The 1089-nt window shown below is 37.4% G+C and carries 1 protein-coding gene; it reads right to left on the bottom strand.

Annotation, left to right across the window (positions count from 1 at the left end; genetic code table 11):
* A partial coding sequence (locus tag C9J37_RS27710; protein WP_201262235.1) for a hypothetical protein occupies nt 1-978 on the bottom strand: 978 nt, incomplete at its 3' end.
* Nucleotides 979-1089 lie beyond the last annotated feature (111 nt).

The raw sequence follows: 1089 nt of genomic DNA, 5'->3' as shown, positions 1-1089 counted from the left end.
TGGTGCTGTTGTTACTTCTGGTTCTTTTGTCACTTCTGGTGCTGTTGTTACTTCTGGTTCTTTTGTTACTTCTGGTGCTGTTGTCACTTCTGGTGCTGTTGTTACTTCTGGTTCTTTTGTCACTTCTGGTGTTGTTGTTACTTCTGGTGCTGTTGTTACTTCTGGTGTTGTCGTTACTTCTGGTGTTGTCGTTACTTCTGGTGTTATCGTTACTTTTGGTGTTGTTGTTACTTCTGGTGTTGTTGTTACTTTTGGTGCTGTTGTTACTTGTGGTACTGTTGTTACTTGTGGTACTGTTGTTACTTCTGGTACTGTTGTTACTTGTGGTGTTGTTGTTACTTCTCGTGCTATCGGTGTTGCTGGTTCAGCTTTAATAAAAAACACTTCGTTTTCGCCAATATTACTTGCTTCAAGAGCTGCCAGCAGTTTAGTAATATCAAATGTTTCTCCATATCTATTTACTACCCACTCGACAAATTTATTGTTCTTACTTAGAGCTTTCAGCTTCTCTTCAACACTGTTTTCTGAAAGAACCAAGAATGTAATTAACAGCTTAGTCTTCTCCGAATCTCCATAAATTTTTACCGTATGGTAATTCAACTCAATAGGAGTAACAGCACCCTCCTTAAGCACATCAAATTTCCCGACTGGTTGTAATTTTTTATGAGCATCTGCTCTTTGACGTTCGGCGTCTGGTAAATCTGTTAAATCATAGATGATATATGTCCCCGTTACTCCTACTGCAATCTCATCAGTCGCTAGTACTCTTGTATAAAATGCACCGCTTGGTTCATGGACTAAACGATACGTTCTGTTCTTCCATTGATGATTAGTTACTTCTTCACCGTCTACCAACATTTTAATGTCAATGGATTTAGGAGAGGCTTCAGTGGCAATTGGAGCTACTATTGCTGGTGTTACTACTGCTGCTGCTGCTGCAAAAATTGCTGGTGTTTTATATCTTTTTTTCTTTTTCATCTCTACATCATACATCCTTTCCCTTATTTTCTTTGTATTTCTGACATAGAGAGTATAATAAAATTTTCAGGTCATGTAAGACCTTCTTTTTTTTTTTTTTTTTTTTTTTTT

The organism is Lysinibacillus mangiferihumi (assembly GCF_003049665.1).
In the GTDB taxonomy this organism is placed as follows: Bacteria; Bacillota; Bacilli; order Bacillales_A; family Planococcaceae; genus Lysinibacillus; species Lysinibacillus mangiferihumi.
Note: the sequence above shows the minus strand (reverse complement) of the source record. Positions and strands in the feature narration are given on the sequence as shown.